The organism is Dehalococcoidales bacterium (genome assembly GCA_030698765.1).
Taxonomy (GTDB): domain Bacteria; phylum Chloroflexota; class Dehalococcoidia; order Dehalococcoidales; family UBA2162; genus JAUYMF01.
Genome location: JAUYMF010000016.1, coordinates 1 through 6,383, shown reverse-complemented (window position 1 = coordinate 6,383; position 6,383 = coordinate 1). Strand labels below are relative to the sequence as shown.

Here is a 6,383-nt window from a genome sequence, read left to right as displayed (position 1 = left end):
GTTCGGGAACTGTCCCCCAAAGCCCACCATCCACTTGCAAAACTTTACTAGCTCCTTACAAAAGTTTCACATGAGTTTACATCCGCAGAGCTCCCAAATAACTCCAAACCTCATTTGCATTAACCGCATCTACTTTTTATTCATTAAGTTGGTTCTGAAGAAATAAAATATGAGCCATTTTCACACGGAATCTGACATAAAATAAAAACAGGGCTGAGTTATTGTCTCCTCTTCAGAAGCAATAACTCAGCCCTGTCTGTTGTGATAATTACCAGTTTCTGACTATTCAGATGTTAGAGTCTTATGTTTAGTTCAGATCAAACCAGTCTGTGCCATTGATACTTACCTGAACACCACCAGTTTCGGATACAATTTCAGGGTCTCCAGCCGGGGTTGTCAATTCCCATGGTCCGGATGGGATGCTGTTCACGGCAGGGCCCTCGGTTTCCGAAGAGATGGTTGGAACACCATCGTATCCGGTCAGGTTAAACCCGTTAACCTTTCCTGAGTTGCCACCTTTGAGAATCTCTCGGCTTACGCTGCTGAAGATTCCTGATATGCTGGTAGTGGTTGTCCTTGAACGTTCCTGGATCTGGTCGTTATTGGTGTTCGTTGCTATCCACGATACCTCGGTAACTACTTCGCTGATCACTCGGAACTGGACTTCACCTGCATTATTCTGTAATGCCTTGTCGTTCCAGCCGTAGACCAACTGCACATCACCTTTACCGACGAAGCCCACTCCAGTCTCTGTGTCAAACGTTACTGCTGCAAATACGGGGGTTGCCACCAGTGCCAGCAGGGCAAAAAGCATGATGCCGATACCAAAAACTTTTTTCATTTGTTGTTCTCCTCATTAATATTTTTATACTTAATTGTTTAAAAGACTGCGCCTCAAAGCTGCTATTGCATCGACCTTTCTGCTTCGATCTGCAGTCTAAATTCTTAATCGAGGCTAAATACTTATGCTTATCTTCTCTTTCCCGACCAAGGCTAAATCTAGCCTTGGTACTAAAGTATCAGTATTGTGGTACTAAAGTATCAGTATAATTGTACCCCCCCCAAAAAAAAAGGCAAGGCTATAAATAATCATTCTTGTGTATTACTGTTCATTTTTGGTACCTATTTGGTACCTATTAGGTGGTGATGTTCTGGTGCGAGAGCCTAAACGTCAGAGCCTGAGGAGAAAGTCAATTCATGTCCTGGCATTAGTCTGGGTCTGATTTTACTGTTAGGGCTTCTATTAGGATGTAAGCAACTGCTGTAAAGCCGGAATCAGCCCCTTCTTCTCGAATAGAAGTTCGGGAACTGCCTTCCCATCTCCACCATACACTTTGCGCTATTCCGGCGCTACAAACCTTTAACTTTAAGAGCTACAACCGCTTGATTCAGCTTGAACGCTGTGGAATGACAAAGACATCACGGTGGTGCCACCAGAAACCATGAAAGTTTCCCATACTCAGAACTAATTACGCAATAAGGAGGAGAATCAGGGCAAAATTAAATCTCTTCATTGCTTCCAAATCCTTTTGACAACGGGTATTCTATGCTGATGATTTGGTCTTGTCAAACCGTAGGGTGGATACTGAGCTGACCCCTATTGTGTCTCTAAAAGTCGGATGATGTGAGTAAAAGAAAATTGCCCGATTGAATACATTATGCTAAAATCAGTGTCCAGAGGTGATGAAGCTCGCCTAGGATTACCGGATTTCCTGAACCGCTACAAATAAAGCTGATAGCTTCTACTGGCATCCCCGCCGGTAGAAGCTTTTTTGTTGCCTACCGTTGTGGGAGCTCGGAGTACCCGGAGGTAATATGTTCAGTATGATCGATAGCATTATCCCTTTGGTCATGGGTATTATCGTCCTCGGCGCCAGTCTTATTTCACTCAGACTGGGTATATCGGTCGCCATCATTGAGATACTACTTGGCGCCGTTGGCGGCTCTCTTGGCCTGCACACGCAGGACTGGATGATATACCTGGCCGGCTTCGGCGGCATTACTCTCACTTTCCTTGCCGGTACCGAGATAGATACCGGCATGATGAGGGAGAAATTCAAAGAGAGCTTTCTCATCGGCTTCTTTTCTTTCCTGGCCCCGTTTGTGGCTGTTGCCGCCTATACTTATTTTGTTGCCCACTGGAGTTTGCAGGCATCCTTGCTGGCAGGGACTGCCCTTTCCACAACCTCGCTAGCTGTCGTTTACTCGGTTCTTGTAGAGACCGGCCTGGCAAAGACACAGGTTGGCAAATTGCTCATGTCTTCCACCTTTATCACGGATATGGGCACCGCATTAGCTCTGAGTATTATTTTCATCAAGCCTACACTGTTTACCCTGGTATTTGTTGTTGTTTCGATGGTGGTAATCGTCCTTGCCACCAGGTTCTCGCACAAGGTCTTCGACAATCCGCGGCTCAGGAACAAGGTCATTGAGCCGGAAATCAAGTATGTATTCCTCTTATTACTGGCGTTCATGTATTTTGCCGACCTGGGCGCCGGTCATGCCGTCCTTCCGGCGTTTGTGCTTGGCTTGCTGATGTCGCCCCACTTCCGGGAGACAGCGGAAACGCGCTCGGTCAGGAACCGGCTGCGGACCGTAGCATATGCCGTCATTACGCCGACGTTTTTCATCGTCGGAGGCTTACGGGTTTCCTTTCCCTTGATCGCATCAGCAACAGGATTATTCGCGATACTGTTCGGGATTAAAATGGTCAGCAAGTTCCTTGGCGTGTTCTTCTTTTCGAAGAAATACATTCCCCATGGGGCGATGTATACGACCCTGCTAATGAGCACCGGCCTTACTTTCGGCACCATTTCCAGCGTCTTCGGGCTGACTGCGGGGATTATTGACCAGGTACAATATTCGCTACTGGTCGGCGTCGTCATTGCCAGTGCCGTGATTCCCACGTTTATCGCTCAAAAGTGGTTCATGCCCGCTCATTCGGAAGATATCGTAGAGTTGAACGGAAACGGAGAGCAAAGCGTCACGAAATCATAGCTACTCAAAACAAGTTGCCATGAGCACTTGTTTCGCCGCTGGTATGAGTTCGGGAAATGTTCCGACGTTCGCATTGACAAAAGACATTTATGGGGTATAAAATATTAGCATCTACGCAGATGTTAAGGAATATCTCATGATGACCAGAGCGGAAGATAAGTGCGAAATATGGGCCGTCGATGAAGAAAAAGTGACCGAGGCGAAAAAACGGCTGCTGGCTGATGAGACTTTTACCATGCTGTCAGAGACTTTTGGCGCGCTGGCTGATTCTAACCGGGCCAAGATTCTGCACTCCCTGGCAGAGGAGGAACTTTGTGTCTGCGATATTGCCTGCGTGGTCGGAATTTCTGACTCGGCGGTATCTCAACACCTTCGAATACTACGAACACTCCGCCTCGTTAAACAGCGCAAGGAAGGGCGGATGATGTACTATTCCCTGAGCGATAATCACATTCGCCAATTGTTAGAAATCTGCCTGGAGCACACTCGGCACTGGAATTTACCAGTGTCGGAAGATGTGCCGATGGGAATTGCATCTGAACAGGGAGGTTAGATGGTCAGGTCGTTGTTTTACTTCATACTTGCCGGGCTATGTGAAATCGGCGGAGGATACCTTATATGGCTCTGGCTACGTGGGGGTAAAAGTCCCTGGTACGCTCTTCCTGGAGCTATCGTGCTTATCTTATATGGCGTTATCCCGACTCTGCAACCCGCCCATTTCGGGCGAGTTTACGCTGCCTACGGTGGCATCTTCATAGTACTGGCAATTCTGTGGGGTTGGCTGGTGGACAAGTATGTACCGGACAAATTTGACCTTATCGGCGGTATTGTCGCGCTTGCTGGTGTTTTTATCATCATGTACTGGCCCAGGAGTTGATCGGAGCAGTTGAACAGGTCGAGTTTTGAGTTGGACCTGTCGCAGCCGGGCATATTGATTTAGCCATTACGCAAAAAAGGAATCGAAAGAAGGAAAGGCTATATGACTGAAGAAAAAGTCCTCACCGTGGAAGGTATGGACTGCGCTGATTGCGCTCTTAAAATAGAAGGCGCTGTTTCCAGGGTCAAAGGCGTAGCTTCTGCCCGGGTGTTTCTATCATCATCCAAGCTGATCGTCAGACCCGCTGACCATGAGTTACCGGTAGACGAGATAGTCAAGACCGTGGAAAGGCTTGGTTATAAAATAAAACCCGAGCAAGTCTTTCAATCCATAGCTTTGTATGTCGAGGGTATGGACTGCGCTGACGAGGTGATAGTCATTGAAAAGAAATTCAAAAGCTTGCCCGGACTCCTGAATTTCGAAGTGAACCTTGCCAGCCAGAAGGTGGAAGTCACCTATGACCCTTCCCGGCTTTCTTCTCAGGATATCATCAAGTCTATCGCCGAAACCGGTATGAAGGCCCGGCTGGCCAAGGCCAAAACCAGAACCAGAGCCTGGTGGCAGGACTTCCGGGTTAAATTCATCGCCGTTTCCGGCATTCTCCTGCTTACCGCTTTTGTCCTGGAACGGGTGGGGCTAGACCGCAATACAGCCCGGTTCATATATGGCGCCTCGATTCTTATCGGCGGTTACTATCCGGCTAAGATGGCCATAGCCGGACTCCGGGCCAGAACACTCAATATTTATACCCTCCTGGTAATAGCCACCATCGGCGCTATTGTCCTGGGGTTCTGGGACGAAGCCGCCATTCTGGTCTTCGCCTATACCTGGGGGGCCATTCTGGAAACCTATGCCACTGAGAGAGCGAGAGGCTCACTGAGGCTTCTTATGGAACTGGTGCCCCGTGAAGCACTGGTGAAAAGGAACGGTCAGGAAGTGACCCTTCCCATAGAGGAAATAAAGGTGGGGGAGACAGTAATCGTGCGCCCCGGGGAGAATGTCCCTCTTGACGGAACAGTCGTCGCCGGCTCTTCTTCGGTAGATCAGGCACCCATAACCGGGGAATCAATCCCGGTCAGTAAAGCCCCGGGTGACCCGGTATTTGCCGCCAGCATAAACCAGCGTGGTTCCCTTGAGGTAAGAGTGAGCAGACAGTCTCAGGATACGACCCTGGCCCGGATTATCCATTCGGTGGAGCGCTCAGAAGCCAAAAAGTCCAGCTACCAGCACTTTGCCGGGCGATTCGGCCGGATATATACACCGGTCATGTTTGGCGTAGCCATAATTGTTGCCGTGGCACCCTGGCTGCTGGGCGAGCCTTTTACGCCCTGGTTCTACCGGGCGCTGGTAGTCCTTGTGGTCTCCTGCTCCTGCGGCCTGGCGCTTTCGGTACCTATCTCGGTGCTGGCTTCGGTGAGCGCCGCAGCCAGAAAAGGCGTCCTCATCAAGGGCGGCGCCGATCTGGAAGCCGCCGGCCGTGTCGAAGCGGTGGTTTTTGATAAGACGGGAACGCTGACTATAGGCCTGCCCAGGGTCACGGATGTGATTACTCTGAACGGCCCGGTGACCAGACTGCTTTCTATCGCGGCATCGGTTGAGTCCCGGTCAGAACATCCCCTTGCTGACGCCATCCTGAGAAAAGCGCGCGAAGACGGCGTAGAAGTCACGCCACCGGCGGATTTTGAAGCCTTAACCGGCCTGGGAGCAAGAGGTACGCTTAACGGTAGTGACTACTACGTATGCAATCGCCGGCTGTGCGAACGTATGTCTATCCCGGTGGGGGAGGCAGAGGAAGAGCTTGCCCGGCTGGAGAATGAGGGTAAGACCGCCGTTCTGGTAGTGAGCCGCAACGAGATTCTGGGGGTAATAGCTGTGGCAGACCAGCTTCGTCCGAACGCTAAAGACACTATAACCGCGCTCAAAAAAGCCGGGATCAAGCACACAGTTATGCTCACCGGAGATAATGAAGATACGGCGCGCGCTATCGCGTCCCAGGTCGGAATAGATGAATACAGAGCGCAGCTCCTGCCGGAAGACAAAGTGTCCGCGGTCAGCCAACTGAAGCAAAAATACGGCAGAATAGCCATGGTAGGAGATGGAGTCAACGATGCTCCGGCGATGGCAGCCGCCGATGTGGGAATCGCCATGGGGGCAGCCGGTACTGATATAGCCCTGGAGACGGCCGACCTGGCGCTCATGTCTGATGACCTGTCCAGGATTCCCTATGCTTTGAGCGTAAGCCGGAAGACGATGAGGACTATCAAGCAAAATGTAGTCGCTTCTCTGACTATTATCGCCCTGGTGGTTACACTGGCGCTCATCGGCAAGATCGGCCTGGTGCCGGGACTACTTATTAACGAGGGGAGCGCCCTGGTAGTTATGGTGAACGGTCTCAGGTTACTCAGAAGCTAACCAGCTTGATGTCACTAGTACTGAGTTATTTTGAAAAGCGTACTAATGAAGCCGTTCGTGGTGAGCTTGTCGAACCACAACGGCGCCCTTCGACAGG

At 50.2% G+C, this 6,383-nt stretch carries 5 protein-coding genes and 1 riboswitch; of the genes, 4 read left to right on the top strand and 1 reads right to left on the bottom strand.

The annotated features are described in order from the left end of the window. Positions 1-307: 307 nt before the first annotated feature. Complete coding sequence (locus Q8Q07_00540) at positions 308-841, bottom strand: hypothetical protein (GenBank protein MDP3878780.1); 534 nt, start codon at positions 839-841, stop codon at positions 308-310. Positions 842-1,670: 829 nt separating this feature from the next. Then, positions 1,671-1,752, top strand: a riboswitch (Fluoride riboswitch). 63 nt (positions 1,753-1,815) lie between these two features. On the opposite strand from Q8Q07_00540, the gene Q8Q07_00535 reads away from it, so the two are divergent. From Q8Q07_00535 to Q8Q07_00520, 4 genes are all read left to right on the top strand, one after another. Beyond that, positions 1,816-2,997: a cation:proton antiporter gene (locus Q8Q07_00535; protein MDP3878779.1), complete on the top strand. Its 1,182-nt coding sequence runs from the start codon at positions 1,816-1,818 to the stop codon at positions 2,995-2,997. 136 nt (positions 2,998-3,133) lie between these two features. Next, positions 3,134-3,550 carry a metalloregulator ArsR/SmtB family transcription factor gene (locus Q8Q07_00530; GenBank protein ID MDP3878778.1) on the top strand — a complete coding sequence of 139 codons (417 nt, stop codon included), beginning with the start codon at positions 3,134-3,136 and terminating at the stop codon, positions 3,548-3,550. Further along, a complete protein-coding gene (locus tag Q8Q07_00525; protein MDP3878777.1) occupies positions 3,551-3,874 on the top strand; it encodes a YnfA family protein in 324 nt (107 codons plus the stop codon). Positions 3,875-3,976: 102 nt separating this feature from the next. Next, positions 3,977-6,286 (top strand): heavy metal translocating P-type ATPase, encoded by a 2,310-nt coding sequence (locus tag Q8Q07_00520; GenBank protein MDP3878776.1) that lies wholly within the window; start codon positions 3,977-3,979, stop codon positions 6,284-6,286. The last annotated feature ends 97 nt before the right edge of the window (positions 6,287-6,383 follow it).